This is a genomic window from Allorhizobium pseudoryzae (genome assembly GCF_011046245.1).
Classification (GTDB): domain Bacteria; phylum Pseudomonadota; class Alphaproteobacteria; order Rhizobiales; family Rhizobiaceae; genus Neorhizobium; species Neorhizobium pseudoryzae.
This window is the reverse complement of record NZ_CP049241.1, coordinates 795,036-814,354: the sequence shown is the minus strand read 5'-3', so window position 1 is coordinate 814,354 and position 19,319 is coordinate 795,036. Positions and strand designations below refer to the sequence as shown.

The 19,319-nt window shown below is 62.2% G+C and carries 22 protein-coding genes; 10 read left to right on the top strand and 12 right to left on the bottom strand.

Annotation, left to right across the window (positions count from 1 at the left end):
- Positions 1-96: 96 nt before the first annotated feature.
- Positions 97-1,041, top strand: coding sequence for a DMT family transporter (locus tag G6N78_RS03990; RefSeq protein ID WP_165215933.1), 945 nt, complete (start codon positions 97-99; stop codon positions 1,039-1,041).
- Positions 1,042-1,050: 9 nt separating this feature from the next.
- Here the strand turns inward: G6N78_RS03990 and G6N78_RS03985 are convergent, their stop codons facing one another.
- The 5 genes from G6N78_RS03985 to rph form a co-directional block, all read right to left on the bottom strand.
- Complete coding sequence (locus tag G6N78_RS03985; protein WP_165215932.1) at positions 1,051-1,791, bottom strand: class I SAM-dependent methyltransferase; 741 nt, start codon at positions 1,789-1,791, stop codon at positions 1,051-1,053.
- A gap of 70 nt (positions 1,792-1,861) precedes the next feature.
- The gene (gene hemW, locus G6N78_RS03980) at positions 1,862-3,037 is read right to left on the bottom strand and encodes a radical SAM family heme chaperone HemW (protein WP_165221259.1); all 1,176 of its coding nucleotides are present in this window, start codon (positions 3,035-3,037) and stop codon (positions 1,862-1,864) included.
- A gap of 6 nt (positions 3,038-3,043) precedes the next feature.
- Positions 3,044-3,688 carry an RdgB/HAM1 family non-canonical purine NTP pyrophosphatase gene (gene rdgB / locus G6N78_RS03975; RefSeq protein ID WP_165215930.1) on the bottom strand — a complete coding sequence of 215 codons (645 nt, stop codon included), beginning with the start codon at positions 3,686-3,688 and terminating at the stop codon, positions 3,044-3,046.
- 13 nt (positions 3,689-3,701) lie between these two features.
- Positions 3,702-4,106 carry a VOC family protein gene (locus G6N78_RS03970; protein WP_165215929.1) on the bottom strand — a complete coding sequence of 135 codons (405 nt, stop codon included), beginning with the start codon at positions 4,104-4,106 and terminating at the stop codon, positions 3,702-3,704.
- A gap of 11 nt (positions 4,107-4,117) precedes the next feature.
- Complete coding sequence (gene rph / locus G6N78_RS03965) at positions 4,118-4,834, bottom strand: ribonuclease PH (protein ID WP_165215927.1); 717 nt, start codon at positions 4,832-4,834, stop codon at positions 4,118-4,120.
- Between the two features lie 175 nt (positions 4,835-5,009).
- On the opposite strand from rph, the gene hrcA reads away from it, so the two are divergent.
- Positions 5,010-6,098 (top strand): heat-inducible transcriptional repressor HrcA, encoded by a 1,089-nt coding sequence (gene hrcA / locus G6N78_RS03960; protein ID WP_165215926.1) that lies wholly within the window; start codon positions 5,010-5,012, stop codon positions 6,096-6,098.
- 90 nt (positions 6,099-6,188) lie between these two features.
- Entirely contained in the window at positions 6,189-6,824 is a 636-nt protein-coding gene (gene grpE / locus G6N78_RS03955; protein ID WP_165215924.1) for a nucleotide exchange factor GrpE, read from the top strand.
- A gap of 77 nt (positions 6,825-6,901) precedes the next feature.
- Here the strand turns inward: grpE and ptsN are convergent, their stop codons facing one another.
- The 6 genes from ptsN to lptC all read right to left on the bottom strand — a co-directional run bounded on the left by ptsN (position 6,902) and on the right by lptC (position 12,019).
- A complete protein-coding gene (ptsN, locus tag G6N78_RS03950) occupies positions 6,902-7,366 on the bottom strand; it encodes a PTS IIA-like nitrogen regulatory protein PtsN (protein ID WP_165215923.1) in 465 nt (154 codons plus the stop codon).
- Between the two features lie 63 nt (positions 7,367-7,429).
- Positions 7,430-8,002, bottom strand: coding sequence for a ribosome hibernation-promoting factor, HPF/YfiA family (gene hpf / locus G6N78_RS03945; protein ID WP_165215921.1), 573 nt, complete (start codon positions 8,000-8,002; stop codon positions 7,430-7,432).
- Between the two features lie 263 nt (positions 8,003-8,265).
- Positions 8,266-9,804, bottom strand: a complete 1,539-nt coding sequence (gene rpoN, locus G6N78_RS03940; protein WP_165215920.1) for an RNA polymerase factor sigma-54 — start codon at positions 9,802-9,804, stop codon at positions 8,266-8,268.
- Positions 9,805-9,956: 152 nt separating this feature from the next.
- Positions 9,957-10,751: an LPS export ABC transporter ATP-binding protein gene (lptB, locus tag G6N78_RS03935; protein ID WP_165215918.1), complete on the bottom strand. Its 795-nt coding sequence runs from the start codon at positions 10,749-10,751 to the stop codon at positions 9,957-9,959.
- Between the two features lie 15 nt (positions 10,752-10,766).
- The gene (locus G6N78_RS03930; RefSeq protein WP_165215917.1) at positions 10,767-11,339 is read right to left on the bottom strand and encodes an LptA/OstA family protein; all 573 of its coding nucleotides are present in this window, start codon (positions 11,337-11,339) and stop codon (positions 10,767-10,769) included.
- A complete protein-coding gene (gene lptC / locus G6N78_RS03925) occupies positions 11,336-12,019 on the bottom strand; it encodes an LPS export ABC transporter periplasmic protein LptC (RefSeq protein ID WP_165221256.1) in 684 nt (227 codons plus the stop codon). The genes G6N78_RS03930 and lptC overlap by 4 nt, the downstream gene beginning before the upstream one ends.
- Positions 12,020-12,202: 183 nt before the next feature.
- On the opposite strand from lptC, the gene sppA reads away from it, so the two are divergent.
- The 3 genes from sppA (at position 12,203) to G6N78_RS03910 (ending at position 13,958) form a co-directional block, all read left to right on the top strand.
- Positions 12,203-13,159, top strand: coding sequence for a signal peptide peptidase SppA (sppA, locus tag G6N78_RS03920; protein WP_165215916.1), 957 nt, complete (start codon positions 12,203-12,205; stop codon positions 13,157-13,159).
- Between the two features lie 27 nt (positions 13,160-13,186).
- Complete coding sequence (locus tag G6N78_RS03915; RefSeq protein WP_165215914.1) at positions 13,187-13,498, top strand: integration host factor subunit beta; 312 nt, start codon at positions 13,187-13,189, stop codon at positions 13,496-13,498.
- A 106-nt stretch (positions 13,499-13,604) separates the two neighbouring features.
- The gene (locus G6N78_RS03910; RefSeq protein WP_206531601.1) at positions 13,605-13,958 is read left to right on the top strand and encodes a DUF1049 domain-containing protein; all 354 of its coding nucleotides are present in this window, start codon (positions 13,605-13,607) and stop codon (positions 13,956-13,958) included.
- A gap of 6 nt (positions 13,959-13,964) precedes the next feature.
- Here the strand turns inward: G6N78_RS03910 and G6N78_RS03905 are convergent, their stop codons facing one another.
- Positions 13,965-14,420, bottom strand: a complete 456-nt coding sequence (locus tag G6N78_RS03905) for an SRPBCC family protein (protein WP_165215912.1) — start codon at positions 14,418-14,420, stop codon at positions 13,965-13,967.
- Between the two features lie 85 nt (positions 14,421-14,505).
- Between G6N78_RS03905 and G6N78_RS03900 the strand changes: the two genes are divergently transcribed.
- The 4 genes from G6N78_RS03900 to G6N78_RS03885 all read left to right on the top strand — a co-directional run bounded on the left by G6N78_RS03900 (position 14,506) and on the right by G6N78_RS03885 (position 19,247).
- Positions 14,506-15,654 carry a class I SAM-dependent methyltransferase gene (locus tag G6N78_RS03900; RefSeq protein ID WP_370691479.1) on the top strand — a complete coding sequence of 383 codons (1,149 nt, stop codon included), beginning with the start codon at positions 14,506-14,508 and terminating at the stop codon, positions 15,652-15,654.
- A complete protein-coding gene (locus G6N78_RS03895; RefSeq protein ID WP_165215908.1) occupies positions 15,651-16,508 on the top strand; it encodes a TrmH family RNA methyltransferase in 858 nt (285 codons plus the stop codon). The genes G6N78_RS03900 and G6N78_RS03895 overlap by 4 nt, the downstream gene beginning before the upstream one ends.
- Entirely contained in the window at positions 16,505-17,005 is a 501-nt protein-coding gene (lspA, locus tag G6N78_RS03890; protein WP_165215906.1) for a signal peptidase II, read from the top strand. The genes G6N78_RS03895 and lspA overlap by 4 nt, the downstream gene beginning before the upstream one ends.
- 106 nt (positions 17,006-17,111) lie before the next feature.
- Positions 17,112-19,247 (top strand): hybrid sensor histidine kinase/response regulator, encoded by a 2,136-nt coding sequence (locus tag G6N78_RS03885; RefSeq protein WP_165215905.1) that lies wholly within the window; start codon positions 17,112-17,114, stop codon positions 19,245-19,247.
- Positions 19,248-19,319: the final 72 nt, after the last annotated feature.

Sequence of the window (19,319 nt, the reverse complement as noted above, 5' to 3'; positions counted from 1 at the left end):
CCGATCGCGCCATTGCTGTCGGGGGCGAGCCGCAGGAAACGGGTGGCGTGATGGCGGGTGTTCCCGCATCATGGCTGGCAGGCACAAGAGGAGACGATGATGGTGACCAAGGAAATGGGACTCACCGAGTGGAGCATGCTGGGCGGCCTGTCATTACTCTGGGGCGGGTCCTTCCTGTTCAACGGTATCCTGGTGCAAACCTGGCCGCCGCTGACCATCGTCACGGCCCGTGTGATCCTGGCGGCGCTTTCGCTCTGGACCTTCGTGCGCCTCTCCGGCCTTGCCATTCCGCGCGGGCGCGACGTCTGGCTCGCCTTCTTCGGCATGGGCCTGCTCAACAATGTCATCCCCTTCACGTTGATCGTCTGGGGCCAGACGCAGATTGCGAGCGGGCTTGCCGCCATCCTGAATGCCACGACGCCGCTTTTCGGTGTCCTCGTTGCCCATGTGTTGACGACGGACGAAAAGTTGACGGTCAACCGCCTGGCCGGGGTCCTGATCGGCATTGCCGGCGTTGCCTGGATGATCGGCCCGTCCGTCTTCGCTCCCTCGCTGTCCGGCCATGCGGGTGGGGCGCTGTGGGGCGAACTCGCCGCGCTTGCCGCCGCGGTGTCTTACGCCTTCGCCGGCATCTTCGGCCGGCGGTTCCGCCGCATGGGATTGGCCCCCATCATGCCGGCGGCAGGTCAGGTCACCGCGTCCGCCGTCCTGCTTCTGCCGGTTGCCCTGCTCGTCGATCGCCCCTGGACTCTGGCCGTGGGCGGTCTTGAGACCTGGAGCGCCCTGATCGGCCTCGCTCTGTTCTCCACCGCGCTGGCCTACATCATCTTCTTCCGCATCCTGGCGACCGCCGGCGCCACCAACCTGATGCTGGTGACGATCCTGATCCCGCCCAGCGCCATCCTGCTCGGTGCGATCGTGCTCGGCGAGCAGCTGGCGTTGCGCCACCTCGCCGGCCTGGTTTTGATCGCAATCGGGCTTGCCGCCATCGATGGCCGGTTGTGGCGGAAGATTTTTGCGCGAAGCGCCCCGGTGCACTGAGAGGGGTGGTCATGCCTCGGCGGAAAAGATCATTTCACGGCTGGTGTGGCGGTCGAAGGGTGCACCGTCCCACCAGCCAAAGACCGATTGAAGGCGAAAGCCCGCCTCCATCAGAAGGTCGATGATCGTCTCCCTGTCGGCAAAGCGCAGCGTGCTCGGACTGATCCGCTGTTCACCGGTGTTCAGAAGCGTGTAGACCGCATCGAAGGTTACCTGATCGCCTTCGGCCTCGCGCCATTGGTAGAAAACTTCGACCGGCCCGATGCCCGGGATGTCTCTTGTTTCGGTCGTCAGCGCGCGGGTCCAGCTTTTCCAGTCCAGGACGGCCGGATTGCGGCTTTCGAACACGAGCCGGCCACCGGGTGCAAGATGCTTTCGGATATTGCCGAGTGCGGCAAGCGTTGCCGCATTGTCTGGAAACACCTGAAAGACATGCGCCGTCATGATCGCGAGATCGAAGCGCTCGGCAAGTTTGAAATCCTCGGCAAAGGCCTTGACCCATTGCACCCGGTCCGCCGAAGGCTTGCGCCTCGCCACCGACAACATTCCCTCGGCGGGATCGATGCCGGTGACCCGGTGTCCCCTTTCGGCCAGGGGAATAGTTAGAAGACCGGTGCCGCAGCCCACATCCAGAATCCGAGCAGGCGCTTTGGGCAAGGAGAGATAGAAGGCACCATCCTCACCATGCTGGTTGAAGCTGTCGTAAAAGATGGCCATGTCTTCGCGCGCGAATTGGTCATCGACGATCATGGCGGCCTCCTTTGCTGCAAAGCCTGCTGACATCTTGAAGCTTAGCAATGACAGGACTGTGTCGGAGACACTAGCAGGCGAGATCCGCCACCACCGCATCAAGGATCAGCATGCCCTTCGGCGTGCAGCGGAGCCTGGAATTGCCGAGCCGTTCGATAAAACCGTGTTCCAGTAAAATCTGCTCGCGCTCCGGGTTCGGGTCGCGGCCGGACAGCTGCTGCCAGCGTGCAAGATCCACGCCTTCGCGCAGCCTCAGGCCCATCAAAAGCAGTTCGTCCGCCTGTTCTTCGCGGTCGAGCACCTCCTGATCCAGCATGCCGTGACCCTGCCGTTCGACGAGATCGAGCCAGGCTTCCGGCTTGCGTTCGGTGGCGGTGGCAATCTTCAGGCTGCGCTGGCTGAGGCGCCCGTGTGCGCCGGGACCGATGCCGGCATAATCACCGTAGCGCCAGTAGGTGAGGTTGTGCCGGCTTTCCGCACCGGGGCGGGCATGGTTGGACACCTCATAGGCCGGCATGCCGAAGCCACTGGTGATCTCCTGCGTCGCCTCGTAGAGTGCTGCGGACTGGTCGCCATCCGGAACCACCAGCTTTCCCGCCTTGTGTAGGCCGAAGAAGGGCGTGCCCTCCTCGATGGTCAGCTGGTAGAGCGAGAGGTGATCGACGGCGTAGGAGACGGCTTCGTTCAGTTCCCTCTCCCAGTCCTCCACCGTCTGGTTGGGCCTTGCATAGATGAGGTCGAAGCTCATGCGCGGAAAGATCTCGCGCGCCAGCCGGATGGCTTTCAGCGCATCCGCCACGTCATGCAGCCGGCCGAGGAATTTCAGGTCGCGGTCATTCAGCGCCTGCACGCCGAGCGACACCCGGTTGACGCCCGCCGCCCGGTAGCCACGGAAACGCTCCGCCTCGACGCTCGACGGGTTCGCCTCCATCGTCACCTCGATGCCGGCCGGCACATGCCAGCGCGCCGCGATACCGTCGAGGATCGCCTCCACGGTCGCCGGTTCCATCAGAGACGGCGTGCCGCCGCCCATGAAAATACTGGTCACCGTCTTCGGGCCGGAGAGCGCCCGCATGGCGTCCATTTCCTTCAGGAAGGCGGTGGTGAAACGGGCCTGGTCCACCGGCTGGTGACGCACATGGCTGTTGAAGTCGCAATAGGGGCACTTGGCCGCACAGAAGGGCCAGTGCACGTAAAGACCGAAGCCCGGTTCGCCGGTGTCGGGCAGGAGGGGGGCATCGGTCAGCAAGGCTCAGGTTTCCAGGCAGGTTTCGACGAAGATCTTGAAGGCGCGGGCACGGTGCGAGAGCGCTTGCGCGTCGCCGGGCTTCCAACCATGTTTTTCCTCGGCGCTCATTTCGCCGAAGGTCGTCTCATAGCCTTCCGGCTGGAAGATCGGGTCGTAGCCGAAGCCTTGGGTGCCGCGCGGTGCGGGCGTAATCACGCCTTCGACTTCGCCGCGGAACATTTCCGTATGTCCGTCCGGCCAGGCAAGGCAAAGCACGCTGACGAAGCGGGCGGTGCGCTGTTGCGGCGTGGTCGCGCCGCGTTCGGCGAGCGCCTGTTCGACCTTTTCCATGGCCATCACGAAATCGCGCGTGCCATCGGCCGTTTCCGCCCAGTTGGCTGTATAGACGCCGGGTGCACCGTCGAGCGCATCGATGACGATGCCGGAATCATCGGAAAGCGAGGGCAGGCCGGAAGCTTTTGCCGAGGCGAGCGCCTTGATCGCAGCGTTTTCCTCGAATGTCGTGCCGGTTTCCTCCGGCTCCTCGAACTTCAGTTCGGCGGCGGATTTGGCTGAAAAACCGAAGGGGCCGATGAGATCGGCGATCTCGCGGATCTTGCCGGCATTGTGGCTGGCCACGACGATGGTGCGGGTCTCGAGCTTGCGCATCGGTTGTTCCGTTTCAAGAGTTCCAAAGGGTGCGCGGGGCGATTTCCAGGCTGTTGCCGGCTGGGTCGCGGAAGTAGAGCGAGCGTACGCCGCTCCGCCACGTCACCTTCGATTCGATCGCAACACCGGCCGCCTCGATCCGCCGCGTCATGGCATCCAGATCATCGTCCGTCACCGTGAAGCAGACATGGCCCGGTCCGCGCGCGCCGTGCAGCGGCACGGGAAACGGGTCGTTGTCGATCGGCGCTTCGGTCTCGTTCGGATTGAAGATCAGAAGCACGCCAGCACCGCAGCGATAGAAGATGTGCCGGTTGCCGCCGCGCCGGATTTTCTCAAGGCCGAGAACGTTGTCGTAAAACGCCTCCGCCTTGTCGAGATCATCGGCGTAAAGCGCCGTTTCCAGCACAGCTTCGATCACGGTTCTTCCTTTCAGGCCACCGCCTGCTTCTGCATCTCGACCAGTTCAGCCGTGCCGGCAGCGGCGAGATCGAGCAGCGTCAGCAGTTCCTCGCGCGAAAACGGCTTGCCTTCCGCCGTTCCCTGCACTTCAACGATGCCGCCCGAGCCGGTCATGACGAAATTCGCGTCCGTTTCGGCGGCCGAATCTTCGAGGTAATCGAGGTCAATCACCGGCTGGCCGGCAAAGATGCCGCAGGAAATCGCCGCCACATGATCCTTCAGCACGCGCTCCACCTTGACCATGTTGCGCGCTTCCATCCACTTCAGGCAGTCGTAAAGCGCGATCCAGGCACCGGTGATGGAGGCCGTGCGCGTGCCGCCATCCGCCTGGATGACGTCGCAATCCACGGTGATCTGGCGCTCGCCCATCGCTTCGAGATCGACGACGGCGCGCAGCGAGCGGCCGATCAGGCGCTGGATCTCCTGCGTGCGGCCACCCTGCTTGCCGGCGGCGGCCTCGCGCTTCATCCGGTCGCCGGTGGCGCGCGGCAGCATGCCGTATTCGGCCGTCACCCAACCCTTGCCGGAATTGCGCAGCCACGGCGGCGTCTTGTCTTCCAGGCTTGCGGTGACCAGAACATGCGTATCGCCGAACTTGACGAGACAGGACCCTTCGGCGTGCTTGGAGACATTGCGCTCGAAGCTGACTTTGCGCATCTGGTCGGTTTTTCTGCCTGAGGGTCGCATCTGGTTCTCCTGACGGTTCGTGCACCGCGTCTTAAGGTGCCGGCCGCGCTTTTGCAAAGGAAAAGCCGGTTTGCGGCCGCATGCTCGCAGGTGCTGTTCGAATTCTCTTTTGCCAACGGCACTGCAGGCATTATATTCAGGAGACAATGGTCAACGAATGGAAGAAATGCGACAGATGGATCTTCATGCATCGGGGGGAAGGGAAGGCGCTTCCGGGCTCGATGATCGCTCGCGCGAGATCTTCCGCCGCATCGTCGAGAGCTATCTGGAGACCGGCGAACCGCTGGGATCGCGCAATCTCTCGCGCCTTTTGCCCATGTCGCTCTCACCGGCCTCAGTGCGCAATGTGATGAGCGATCTCGAGGAACTGGGGCTGATCTATGCGCCGCATATCAGCGCCGGGCGATTGCCGACCCAGTCCGGCCTGCGCTTTTTCGTTGATGCCTTCATGCAGGTGGGAGACCTCTCTCCGGACGAGCGCACGACGATCGAACGGCAGATCCGCGCCGCTGACCGCGACCAACCGATGGAAAGCCTGATGACCGAGGCAAGCCGCATGCTGTCGGGCGTGTCGCGCGGCGCCGGCATCGTCATCACGGCGAAGAACGATCCCGTTCTCAAGCACGTCGAATTCATCCGCCTGGAGCCGACGAAGGCGCTGGCCATCCTGGTGGGTGAGCATAACCAGGTGGAAAACCGCATCATCGAACTGCCGGCCGGCGTCACCTCCTCGCAGCTGACGGAAGCCGCCAACTTTCTCAACGCGCACCTGACCGGCCAGACCCTGCCAGAGCTGCGCGGCCAGCTGAACACGCTGAAACAGCAGGTGCAGAGCGAACTCGATCTTTTGTCGCAAGATCTGGTCGAACGCGGGCTCGCGGTTTGGGCGGGCGATAGCGAGGACGGCAAGCCGGCGCGTCTCATCGTGCGCGGCCGCGCCAACCTTCTCGAAGGTCTTGCCGGCGCCGAGGATATCGACCGGCTGCGGCTTCTCTTCGATGACCTCGAAAAGAAGGACAGCCTGATCGAGATCCTCGAACTCGCCGAAACCGGGCCTGGCGTGCGCATCTTCATCGGCTCGGAAAACAAGCTCTTTTCTTTGTCCGGGTCGTCGCTCATCGTCGCACCTTACCGGGACGACGAGGAGCGCATCATCGGGGCCGTGGGTGTCATCGGCCCGACCCGCCTCAACTATTCCCGGATCGTGCCGATGGTGGATTATACGGCGCAGCTGCTCAGCCGGCTGACGCGCAACCCGCTGTAGCGGGATTGCTTATCCTGCCGCCAAGCCTTGATTTTTTGGCCGCAAACCTCGATATCGGGCTCAAATTCCAACCCCGTACCGGAGAACGTCATGACCGACGAGACGAAGAAAAACGGACCTGACGCGTCTGAAAACGAAAACGTCGCGGAAGCCGTCGCATCGAGACTTGAAGAGGCAGCCACCGAAGGCGCAGACCAGCAGACGCCGGATCCGCTGGAGGCCGTGCGCGCTGAAAACGAACAGCTGCGTGACCGCTTCCTGCGCCTGGCCGCCGAAATGGACAATCTGCGCCGCCGCACGGAGCGCGACGTCAAGGACGCCAAGTCCTATGCGGTGACCGCCTTTGCGCGTGACATGCTGGCCGTATCGGACAATCTGCGCCGTGCGCTGGACAGCGTGCCGGCCGACGCCATGGAAAGCGGGGACGCGGGCCTGAAGGCGCTGGTCGAGGGTGTCGATATGACCGAGCGCGCCATGCTGTCGGCGCTGGAACGCCACGGCGTGCGCAAGATGGAGGCGGAAGGCCAGAAGTTTGACCCGAACTTCCACCAGGCCATGTTCGAGGTGCCGAACCCCAACGTGCCGAACAATACCGTGGTCCAGGTGGTGCAGGCCGGCTACGTGATCGGCGAACGCGTGCTGCGCCCGGCCATGGTCGGTGTTGCCAAGGGCGGCCCGAAAGCCGAGGTTTCGGCTGAAGCAACGGCAGACGCCGACAAGGGCTGATCATCTCGATCCGATGAAACCAAGAGGCCCGCCTTCGCGCTGAAGGCGGGCCTCTGTGTTTAAACGGGATGATCCGGTCAGGCGGCGTTCGATGCCTGTTCCTCGTTGAGGAAGGCATAGATGGCCGACGCGGAATCGGTGGCGCGCAGCTTTGCCACCAGTTCCTGGTCGCGCAGCACGCGGGCAATGCGCGACAGCGCCTTCAGATGATCTGCTCCGGCGCCTTCCGGTGCCAGAAGCAAGAAAACGAGATCGACAGGTTCGTCATCGAGAGCCTCGAAATCGACCGGCGTTTCGAGGCGTGCGAACAGGCCCTTGATTTCGCCGATGCTGCCGAGCTTTCCGTGGGGAATGGCAATGCCATGACCCACGCCTGTCGAGCCAAGTCGCTCACGCTGCAAAATGACGTCGAAGATTTCCCGCTCGGGTACGCCTGTCAGCTTGGCGGCCTTTGCTGCGAGTTCCTGCAATAACTGCTTCTTGGAATTCACCTTCAGGGCGGGGATTATCGCATCTTGCTGCAGCAGGTCTGCCAACGCCATTCTTTCCATCCTTCTGCCTCCTTTTCGGAGGTATGGGAGCGCCCTTGGGCGCCCCCGTCAGGCTTATCCTTTGATACTGGCGGCGTCGATCCAGCCAATATTGCCGTCGTTGCGGCGGTAGACGATGTTCAGCTGCTGTTCCGGGTTGCGGAAAAACAGAACCGGTTCATCGGTCATGTCGAGTGCCATGACGGCGGAAGCCACCGTCATGGTTTTCAGCGGCTTCGAACTCTCGGCCACGATTGTCGGCGCGAAATCCTCCGGCACTTCTTCTGCCTCGTCCGGCACGCGATCCATCACCGTGTAGGCGATTTCGGCATAACCGTTGGAGGTTGCGCCAGCATGGTGATCCTTCAGCTTGCGCTTGTAACGCCGCAAACGCTTCTCGATCCGCTCTGCGGCGGCATCGAAGCTGACCTGCGGGTCGTTGGCTTCGCCTGCCGCATGCAGGACGATGCCGGTATCAAGATGCACCTTGCAATCGGTCGCGAACCGGGACCCGGATTTCTCAACGATCACCTGTCCCGAATAACCACCGTCGAAGTATTTTGTAACCGCCTCCCCGATATGGCCCTCGATTCGCGTTCTGAACGAATCGCCGATTTCCATATGCTTTCCGGATACACGCACACTCATGGAATTCTTTCCTTCTTGTCGTGACTTGCGATTGTCAGTCTACGTCAAGCGGCTCACTCATCCAAGCGTCTCTCGAAAGACGAGGCCGTATTCAATGTCGAATGCCCTTTATCAGGCGTTATCGTTGGTGAGCCAATGTCTCATTTTGCCGGTGCGGCGCGCTTCTATCGGTCAGGGGGGCAAAAGTCAACGGTTGCTAAACTTGCAGCCGATTCTGAAAGATTTCGCGTCTGCCGGGCAAAAGAAGGCCGTTTTGCCGCCCTTCAGCAGGCTGCAAGCTTTGCCCTCGCCTTCTTTTCGCGCCGCCGCTGCACCGAGGAGGGAATGTTCATGGCTTCCCGGTACTTGGCGACCGTGCGGCGGGCGAGCTCGACGCCGCCATTCTTCAGGCTGAGCACAATATCGTCATCGGAGAGAACGGCATCGGGACTTTCCTTCTCGATCAGCATGCGGATGCGATGCCGCACCGCTTCGGCGGAATGGCTGTCGCCGCCTTCGGCAGAATTGATCGAGACGGTGAAGAAATATTTGAGCTCGAACAGGCCGCGCGGTGTCAGCATGTACTTGTTCGAGGTGACGCGGCTCACCGTCGATTCGTGCATCTTGATCGCGTCCGCGACGGTCTTCAGGTTGAGCGGCCTCAAGTGAGCGACCCCGTGCACCAGGAAGGCATCCTGCTGGCGGACGATTTCGGTCGCCACCTTCATGATGGTCTTCGCACGCTGGTCGAGGCTGCGGGTCAGCCAGTTGGCCGTCTGCAGGCACTCGGAGAGAAAGTTCTGATCCTCACCCTGGCGTACCGGCTTCTTCGAGACGGTCTGGAAATAGGTCTGGTTGACGAGCACGCGGGGAAGGGTGTCCGGGTTGAGCTCGACGGCCCAGCCGCCATCATTGCTGGCGCGGACAACGATGTCCGGCACCACCGTCTCGATCGAGCCGCTCTGGAAGGCCGTGCCCGGGCGCGGGTTGAGGCCGCGGATTTCCGCCAGCATGTCGACGAGATCCTCGTCATCCACGCCGCAGAGTTTGCGAAGGGTGGCAAAATCCCGCTTGGCCAGCAGCTCCAGATGCTGCAGCAGCGCCTGCATGGCCGGATCGAGGCGATCCTTCTGCTGGAGCTGGATGGACAGGCATTCGCTGAGCGAGCGTGCATAGACGCCGGGCGGATCGAGCGTCTGGAGCACCGCCAGGATCCGCTCCACCTCGGTGGAACTTGCCCCGAGCCGCTCTGCCACGTCACCGATCTCGCCCTGCAGATAGCCGTTGTCGTCCAACTGATCGGTCAGGTGCTGGGCAATCAGGAGATCGGCCGGGCGTGCCAGCAGAAACGGGATCTGCTGGCCGAGGTGCTCCCGCAAGGTGACGATTCCGGCGACGAAATCATCAAGGTCATAGGCTTCGCCAGCCTCTCCGCCCGGCATGGACTTCCATTGGCTGAGCAGTTCCGGGGCGTCCGGCCGCTTTTGCGGTGAATCATCCTGGAAGACATTCTCAAAGTCGCCATCGAGGCGTTCACTCAGCTGTTCCGGCTGGGCGGAACCATTGTCGAACCAGTCTCCTTCGGCATCGGTGGCGGCGGAAAACTCCTCCACGGGCGCACTGTCGCCCGCATCGGGCATATCGCCGCTTGTTTCACCATTGCCTGCGGAAAATTCGAGCAGCGGGTTCTTTTCCACTTCCTGCGCAATGAACTGGTTCAGCTCGAAATGCGTCATCTGCAGCAGCTGGATGGACTGCATCAGCTGGGGCGTCATAACGAGCGATTGGCTCTGGCGCAGGAAAAGGCTGGCGGATAAAGCCATGGTGGACGCGGAACTCCCTACAAACCCCCTTTTTGGGCCAGTTTGTCGATGGATATACCATCAGAGCAAGCTGTTGGCCCAAAAATTGCTTGTTTAAGAGGTTTGGTCAAGCTCTGACGTCGTGGGACAGTAAATTTCCTGTCAGCTTGACGTCAGAGATGGAATTTGTCGCCAAGATACAGGCGACGCACATCCGCATTGTTGACGATCTCGTCGGCACGACCATGGGTGAGTACTTCGCCGGCATGAATAATGTAGGCGCGATCGATCAGGCCCAAGGTTTCACGGACATTGTGGTCAGTAATCAGAACGCCAATGCCGCGTGCCGTCAAGTGACGAACGAGATTCTGGATGTCGGAGACCGAGATCGGATCGACGCCGGCGAAGGGTTCGTCGAGCAGCATGAAGGCCGGGTCGGTGGCCAGCGCGCGGGCGATTTCCAGACGCCGCCGCTCACCGCCCGACAGAGCCACCGCCGGCGCCTTGCGCAGTCGGCCGATGTTGAACTCTTCGAGCAGTTCGTCGAGCTTGCGCTCCCGCTTCGTGCGGTCCCTCTCGTGCACTTCGAGGACGGCACGGATGTTTTCCTCCACCGTCAGGCCACGGAAGATCGAGGCTTCCTGCGGCAGGTAGCCGACCCCAAGGCGCGAACGACGATACATCGGCATGCGGGTCACGTCATTGCCGTTGATCGCAATCACGCCCTGATCCACCGCCACCAAGCCGGTGATCATGTAGAAACAGGTCGTCTTGCCGGCACCGTTCGGCCCCAGCAGGCCGACAGCCTCGCCGCGGCGAACGATCAGCGATACGCCGTTGACGACACGCCGGGTGTCATAGGTTTTCGAGAGGCTGTGAGCGATCAGGGTTCCTTCATACCGCGCCTTGTCACGCGGATCGAAACCTTCGCTTACGCCTTGTGGAGGACGCCGTGAAAAAAGAGCCATCGAAACGGGGGTCGCCTACTGCTTCGGCTTCGATTTCGGATCAAGCATGATCTCGATGCGCTTGCCGCAATTGTCGAGCTTTGCCTCTCCGCTATCGACGCGAACGACCATCTTGCAGCCGGTCAGCACGTTCGGGCCATCCGTCAGCACCACCTGCTTGCCCGTCAGGGTAAAGATCTGGGTGGCCATGTCGTATTCGCCCTCGTCGCCGGTGGCGGTCTGCGTGCCGGAGTTCAGCAGCACCTTGCCCGACACGAAGATCTTGTCGATGTCCTGCTGGCCGGACGTGACGCTGCTGCTCTGCGTGCCGGCGGGATCGCCCTTGTAGAGGACGGTCATCTTCATGGCCTTCATCGTGGTGGTGCCTTGCACGACCTCGACATTGCCGGTGAAGTAAGCCTTCTTTTCGGCATCCTTGATTTCAAGCTGATCGCTCTGGATCTGGATCGGCTTGTCGTTCGACAGCTTCATGCCGTCCATGGATTTGGTCATCGTCTGGGCGGCGGCGACGGACATCAGTCCCGTCAAGGCCGCAGCTGCCAGAAGACAGGACAGGGAGGATTGGGCAAGGGTGCGGCGATGGGTCATGGCGATGCGCTCTGATTGCCTTCTTTGGACAGTGCGGAACGTTCAAGCGTGACCTGAACCTGACCCGCGAAAAGGAGTGTTTTTCCGTTATCGGATATCTTCATCGAGTTCGCAACTATCGCTGCGTCGTTGGTGGTGATCTGGACCGGGTCCGAGCTTTCCATCGTGCTGCGCGGCACGTCGAGCTGCGCAGACTGGAAATTCGCGGTGATTCCATTGCTGAGATTGACCTGGAACGGCTGGGTCATGGCGAGTTTATCGGCGGATCTGTCAAATATTCCGCCGGCTGCCGTCACGCGGGCAATCACGTCCTTGTTCAGCGGCATGGCCGCCTTGACGTCTTCCAGCGTGATCATGTTGGGATCGGTCAGATCCTGCAGCGCGCGCTTCGCCGTCAGCGAATAACTAATGCCCTGTTCATTGCGTCCGGCGATTGCGGGGCTCTCCATGACAATCTTGCCATCCTCGATCTTCGCGCTCTGCACGCTCAGATTTTCCGGCAGATAGGCGCGCACGAACGACACGCCGATAAACACCGCCGAGACAAGCGCCGCCGCGAGAGGAAGGGCGACCCGCAGCCTGCGGACGCGACGCGAATGCGCCAGCGCCGCCTTGTAGGCGTCGTTCTGCCCGCGTCCGGTTGTCGCGGCCTGCGTGATGTCGGTCGTTGTCTGAAGCATTGAACCTTGATCGTTGTTGGGGAGGCTGCACGGCATCCGCCGGTGCGTTGTCTCTTCCATCAGATCCCAATATGGCTTTTATTCATCAAGAAACAATAACGAATGACACAAATTCGTGTAGCCTTCGACCCGGCGGTCTCGGTATGGTCGCAAAATTCTAGGGAATCAAACGGAGAGCGACCGATGGATCAATCTGCTTTGGCGGACAGACGGCAGTTGCGCCGCAAGCTCACCTTCTGGCGCGTGGCGGCGGCCCTGCTGCTGGTGGCGATCGGCTTCTCGCTGTACAACGTTTTCCTGAAGCAGGATGCCGGGGCAGCGCGCGCCCATGTGGCGCGGATCGATATTTCCGGCATGATCACGGATGACGATGAACTGCTCGAGCGTCTTGAGGCGATCCGCAAGAACCGCCAGGCGAAGGCGCTGATCGTGTCGATCTCGTCGCCGGGTGGCACCACCTATGGCGGGGAAAAGATTTTCAAGGCGATCCGGGCGGTTGCCGCGGAAAAGCCGGTCGTCTCGGATGTCCGCACGCTGGCAGCCTCGGCCGGCTACATGATTGCCTCGGCCGGCGACACCATCATTGCGGGCGAAAGTTCGATCACCGGCTCGATCGGCGTCATCTTCCAGTATCCGCAGGTGGGCGAACTGCTGCAGAAGCTCGGTGTGTCGATGAACGAGATCAAGTCGTCGCCGCTGAAAGCCGAACCGTCGCCCTTCCATCCGGCAAGCCCGGAAGCGGAAGCCATGATCCGCTCGATGATCATGGATAGCTACGATTGGTTCGTCGATCTCATCGCCGACCGGCGCAAGCTGCCGCGCGAGGAGGTGCTGAAGCTGGCGAACGGTGCGATCTTCACCGGGCGGCAGGCGCTGAAGGTCAAGCTCATCGACGCTCTCGGGGGCACCCCGGAAATCCGCAGCTATCTTGCGTCGCGCGGGGTTGCGGATGACCTGCCCATCGTCGAATGGAAAGCCAAGGACGATTCGGGCTTCTTCACCATCGCGTCAGCCGTGTCGGGCCTCCTGCGCCTTGCCGGCGTGGATGCTACGACCCTGCCCGGAAATTTCCAGGACCTCGTCGGGCGAAAGTTGTTCCTTGACGGTCTGGTCTCGGTTTGGCAGGTTGGCCGGGATTAAAAACTCCAATCCTTTCAGGGGGAAGTCGTGATCAAGTCAGAACTGGTGCAGATCGTCGCGGCCCGCAATCCGCACCTCTATCACCGTGACGTCGAAAACATCGTCAACGCGGTTCTGGACGAGATCACGGACGCGCTCGCGGCCGGAAACCGTGTGGAACTGCGTGGCTTCGGAGCCTTTTCGGTGAAAAACCGTCCGGCGCGCTCCGGCCGCAATCCGCGGACCGGCGATACGGTCTTCGTCGAGGAGAAATGGGTGCCGTTCTTCAAGACCGGCAAGGAACTGCGCGAGCGTCTCAACCCCGATCTTGCGGATGAAGAAGACGAAGATCAGGACTGAGCGCTGCAACGCCCGCGCCTTGAAAGCGTTGATCGGCAGACTATCCTAATGAAGACGATCGGGCTTGCGCATCCTGCGGCAAGCCCCACCACGCCGGAGTTTTGTCATGAACCGGGTCAAGAAAATCCTTGGGCTTGTGATCTTCGTTCCCCTTGCGGTCGTGCTGATCGTGCTCTGCGTCGCCAACCGGCAGATGGTCACCCTCGCGCTTAATCCGTTCCGCCCGGACGATGCTGTGCTGTCGGTGAGCGCGCCCTTCTTCCTGTTTCTGTTCCTCACCCTCATTCTTGGCATGTTCATCGGCTCGCTCGTCACCTGGCTGAACCAGGGACGGCACCGCAGGCAGGCCCGCACCGAAGCCCGCGCCGCGCTTGCGCGGGACCGGGACGGTGGGCGCCAGCCGGTCAAATCGGCGAGCGAGCCCGCAAGGGCCGCACTCGTTCCCGCGGCGAAGGGCTGAGCGCCGTTACGCCTCGGCCATTTTTTGGCCGACCGCCGTATTGAAGTCAGCGAAGAACTGTTGCGCAAGCTTCTGCGAGGTGGAGCCGATCAGCCGCGAGCCGAGCTGGGCCAGTTTGCCGCCCACCTGCGCATCCGCCTGATATTTCAGGATCGTCTCGCCGCCGTCCTCCGTGAGGACGACATCGGCAAATCCCTTGGCAAAGCCTGCAATGCCACCCTTGCCTTCGCCGGAAATCCGGTAGCTTTCCGGAGCGTTGATGTCGCTCAGCGTCACCTCGCCCTTGAAGCTGGCCGAAACGGGGCCGATCTTCAGTTTGACGGTAGCGGCAAGCTCGGTCGGTGACCGTTGCTCCAACTCCTGACAGCCGGGTATGCACTGTCGCAGGATATCCGGATCGTTCAGGGCCTCCCAAACGACCTGCCGTGGCGCCGCTATACGCTCTTCACCGCTGATTTCCATGGCTCTCCTCCCAAGCCGGCCTCCTCGCCAGCCTTTCACCTTCCTGTATCGCAGAAGGGAAACCGCTTTGCCAAGGGCCTCACCGATGCTATCTCCTGCGGAAAATCTGAATGAGCCAGCGGAAGACACGTTGAAGAAGAGACCCGAGCGGCAGGAGTCGCGCAATCCGAAATCCGGTCGGCCGGCGCCGCGGCAGAACAGGCCGACCGCCGCTGCGGGCGCAGGCGCGAAGAAATTTGCCGCCGCCGCGCCAAAACCCGAACCGGCTGCCGCCAAGGCGCCGCCTGCCGAGACGCGGCCACTGATCAAGCGAAGCGGCGACCTGCCGCTGGAGCGTGTGCCGGTGATCCTGGAATCCGCCGGTGCCGGTGATTTTCACCTGATCGATAGCGGCGCGGGCCTCAAACTCGAACAATACGGCCCGTATCGGATCGTGCGGCCCGAGGCCCAGGCGCTCTGGCAGCCATCGCTGCCGGCGCATGTGTGGGACAAGGCCGATGCCGTCTTCACCGGCGATACGGATGAGGATGGCATGGGGCGCTGGCGTTTCCCGACGGAGGCGCTCGGCGAAACCTGGCCACTGTCGCTGCTCGGCGTCGATTTCCTCGGGCGTTTCACCGCCTTCCGCCATGTCGGCGTGTTCCCGGAACAGATCGTCCACTGGTCCTGGCTGAAGGAAAAATCCGAGCAAGCGGGCCGTCCGCTGAAGGTGCTGAACCTCTTCGGTTATACCGGCGTCGCCTCGCTGGTGGCCGCCGCGGCCGGCGCGGAAGTCACGCATGTGGACGCCTCGAAGAAGGCGATCGGCTGGGCACGCGAGAACCAGGCCCTTGCCCGGCTCGACCGGGCGCCGATCCGCTGGATCTGCGAGGACGCCATGAAGTTCATCCTGCGGGAAGAGCGCCGTGGCAGCCGCTACGACATCATTCTCGCCGATCCGCCGAAATTCGGCCGCGGCCCGAATGGCGAGGTGTTTCATCTCTTCGAACAACTGCCGCTGATGCTGGACGTCTGCCGCGAAATCCTGGCACCGAAGGCAACCGGTCTCGTTCTGACGGCCTATTCCATCCGGGCGAGCTTCTATTCCATTCATGAGCTGATGCGCGAGACCATGCGCGGGGCAGGCGGCGCCGTCGAATCCGGCGAACTCGTCATCCGTGAGGCCGGCCTTGACGGTCAGTCCAAGGGCCGCGCGCTCTCCACATCCCTCTTCAGCCGCTGGGTGAACCGATGACCGATTATGAGCGCAGGCCGGGAGCCCGCAAGGTAGGCCAGGTCAAGGAGGTCACCAGCCTGTCCAATCCGATCATCAAGGACATCAAGGGCCTGATGAACAAGAAGGACCGTGAGGAAAGCGGCACCTTCATGGCGGAAGGCCTGAAGCTGGTCATTGATGCGATCGAACTCGGCTGGGACATCCGCACGCTGGTCTATGCCAAGGCGGCCAAGGGCAAGCCGCTGGTCGAACAGGTCGCCGCAAAGACGGTTGCCCGCGGCGGGCTCGTGCTGGAAGTCAGCGAAAAGGTGCTGTCCTCGGTAACACGGCGCGACAATCCGCAGATGGTCGTCGGCATCTTTGAACAGCGCTGGCAGACGCTGGACGGGCTTGCTCTTCAGGCGGACCAGACCTTCGTCGCGCTCGACCGTGTGCGCGACCCCGGCAACCTCGGAACGATCATCCGCACCGCCGATGCCGCCGGCGCCTCCGGCGTCGTTCTGGTCGGCGAGTGTACCGATCCGTTCTCGATCGAAACCGTACGGGCCACGATGGGCTCGGTGTTTGCCGTGCCGCTTTACCGCGCCTCGGTGGCGGAATTCCTCGCCTGGAGCCGGGCAAGCGGCGGCCAGGTCGTTGCCACCCATCTGGCCGGTGCGGTGGATTACCGGACCATCACCTACAAGGCCAAGCCCAGCATTCTGCTGATGGGCAACGAACAATCCGGCCTGCCGGATGAACTGGCGAAGGCGGCCGACCGACTTGCCCGTATCCCGCAGCAGGGAAGGGCGGATTCGCTCAACCTTGCCATAGCGAGCGCCGTGATGCTGTTCGAAGCCCGCCGTCACCTTCTGTCGCTGGAGGCGAAATGACGACGCTGGACGTGAAGCCGACGCTGTTTTCCAGACCTTGGCCGATCTTCACCTTCGTGGTGCTGGCGGTCCTGGCGGATCAGCTGATCAAGATCGCCGTTGAAACCTACCTGCCGCTGCAGGAGGCCGTCCATGTCATGCCGTTCCTGGCACTGTACCGGACCTATAATCTCGGCGTCGCCTTTTCCCTGCTGGATCACATGGATGGCTGGTTCATCGTTGGCATGCGCCTGGTAATCGTCGCCTTCGTGCTGTGGATGTGGCGCCGGACACCGAAGGACCGCGGCTTTGCGCATACCGGTTTTGCCTTGATCATTGCCGGCGCGATCGGCAACCTTCTGGACCGATTCCTGTACGGTCACGTGATCGATTATATTCTCTTCTACACCGAAACCTGGTCATTTGCCGTTTTCAACCTGGCCGACAGTTTCATCACGATCGGGGCTGGCTGTGTGATCGTCGATGAGTTGCTGAGTTCGCGCCGAAAGATACAATGAGTGGTATCTTGCAATTCCGGTCGGTTGCTGAATGATGGGATCGCACTCGATGTGATTTGAGGTTATGTAATACATCGTAAGGATTCGCGTGCTATTGGACGATGCTATGCGCGATCTTGCAGATCTTCATGACCAGCTACGCAAGGCCTTCGGCCAGTTCACCCGGGCAGAAGCGGAAGAGCATGCGTCTCAATCCGCCGATCCGGTCGATCTTGTCAGCCGTTCCACGCAGAGCGTCCTGTCTGCGTTTCTCAGCCGCGTCGGCGCCATGAGCCGGTTTGCCGTTCCGGAAGAGGACGAAACACGGAGTTCGCCGGATCCGCAGGTGATCGCCTCTGCCAGCCTCTCTGCTGCGCCGCGCGCCTTTCTCGAAAGCAATGATCTGCTCGCGACGCCCGCCGTCGTTCGCGCGGCCCACGGGCAGGTGATGGCGGTCAACCGTGCCTTCCGCAATCTGACCGGCTCCGCGATCCTCGACGGCCAGACATTGGAAGACCTGGGCTTTTCCGTGCCGCCGGCCCCGCTTCCTCAACCGCGCGACATCGAATTTTCGGCTGGCGATGGCGTGCGCGTGCTGGCCTGGCAGGATGTGCTGGTCCGGGATGCGATCAGCCGCGATCTCCTTATTCTGAGCAGCGCCCGGGATGTGACCGAGGAGCGCCGGCTGGCCCATGAGCGGGAAGAGGCGCGCCTGCAGGCCGAGGCGGCCAGTGCTGCCAAGACACGGCAGCTTGCAACGGTGGTGCACGAATTGCGCACGCCCTTGAACGGCATTCTGGGCATGAGCCAGTTGCTGAACCAGACCAGCCTGACCCTGGAGCAGAGAAACTATATCGGCGGCATCCGTCAGGCCGGCTCGGCGCTGGCGCAGCTGGTCGATGATCTGCTCGATTATTCAACGCTGGAGGCCGGTCGCTTCCGGCTGAACAGCCGTGCGGAAAACCTGCGCCAGCTTCTGGAAAGCGTGGTGGAGATGCTGGCGCCCCGCGCGCATGAAAAGCGCATCGAAATCGGCGCGACCGTCGCCTATGACGTGCCGGCACTGATGGATTTCGACCCGGCGCGCCTGCGTCAGGTCCTCTTCAACGTCATCGGCAATGCCGTGAAATTCACGCAAGTCGGCGGCGTGCTGATCCGCGCGAGCCTGGAACAGTCCGATATCGTCATCACCGTGACGGATACCGGCCCCGGCATGACGGTGCAGGAGCAGCAGCGTATCTTCGGCGAGTTCGAGCAGGTCGGAGGCGCCATGGAGCGCAGCGGCGGCACAGGGCTTGGCCTTTCCATCTCCGTGCGCATCCTGCAGGAGTTCGGCGGTTCCCTGTCGGTCGCGAGCGAAAAGGGCAAGGGCACAACCTTTGCGATCCGCTTCCCTGCGCTGTCGGCGGAAGCGGGCAACGAAGGCACGGACCGCATGCTGCTGCTGCGCTCCTCCCGCGTGCTGCTTCTGGCGCCGGCGGGGCCCGTCGCCACCGCAACGATTTCGACCATCGAGACCTTGGGCGGGCGCTGCCGCCATGCCCGTACGGTGGAAGAGGCGAACCGGGCGATCGAACAGCTGCAGCGGCAGGGGATCACCTTTACAGACATGGTGGTCGATCACCGGGTGGATGACCTGGATCGCTTGACGGCAGACGTCACTCCGCTCCGCCGGATCCTGCTGGTCAGCCCGGAAGATCGCAGCACGCAGCCCTGGGATGCCTATGACGCCTGGCTGATCCGCCCGCTGCGCGAGCAGTCGCTGGTCGATGTCCTGCGCGGACGGCTTGGCGGTTCTGCCAGCCAGGCCATGGCCCGCATTACCGGCACCGCTCCACAGGAGCCGCTGGAACGGCGGGATGGCGGGCTGTCCATCCTTCTGGCGGAGGACGATCCGGTCAGCGCCATGATGGTGGGCGCCATCCTGCGCAAGGCGGGATGTACGGTTCACCACGTCTCGGACCTGGCCGCCCTGCAGCGTGCCGCGACCGCGGATGGTCATCCGGACCTGATCATTTCCGACATCCACATGCCGGACGGCGATCTTGCCGATGTGCTGCCGCTGATTTCGAAGATGGATGGCGGCAGCGAAGCCTCCGGTGCGCCGCTGCTTGTGCTGAGCGGCGAGACGGATGTCGACGTGCAGGAACGCATGCTGGCCGGCGGCGCGCGGCGGGTGCTGCAGAAGCCTGTCGATCCGCAGCAGTTGCTGGATGAGGTCCGCTCCCTGATCGCCTCTACACGCGATCGGCGGGTGTCATAATTCTTGTCATAAATGGTCCGAGAGGACTATACTGGTCTCCGGTTTGTCACTTTCCTGTCGCAGATTGATGTT